Source organism: Paraburkholderia sp. SIMBA_027 (genome assembly GCF_046535315.1).
Lineage (GTDB): Bacteria > Pseudomonadota > Gammaproteobacteria > Burkholderiales > Burkholderiaceae > Paraburkholderia > Paraburkholderia tropica.
Window position 1 is genome coordinate 1 of sequence record NZ_JAWRWY010000227.1, and the last position, 346, is coordinate 346.

Consider the following 346-nt stretch of genomic DNA (forward strand, 5'->3'; position numbering starts at 1 on the left):
TTGGCAGGAAACTACTTTAACCTTAATATAATAGGGAGTTTTATAGAATCTGTCACCAGTATCCGGAAGTCTAAAAATAACATATGTATTGAGATGTCAGGGGCTTTTGATAGGGCCATCAAAATACTGTCACAATTCTTTAAAAAAACAGAAACCAAGTTTGAGCTTGAAGATCATACGGAATACCCTCAGACCTATTTTACGGAGACATTATCCCAAAATAAGACACAATATTTCTTTATGATTTCTAATACATTAGATTCTATTCAATTTTTTGTAGGTTTGCTCATCCAGGTCTGGAGCCTTGAAGAATTTATAACCATTCATCAACCTATTAATAAGGATT

General features: G+C 32.9%; 1 protein-coding gene. It reads left to right on the top strand.

Annotated features, from left to right (window positions below; all coding sequences use genetic code 11):
- Positions 1-346, top strand: a 346-nt coding sequence (locus SB764_RS38880) for a hypothetical protein (RefSeq protein ID WP_410866594.1), incomplete at both ends; no start/stop codon positions are given.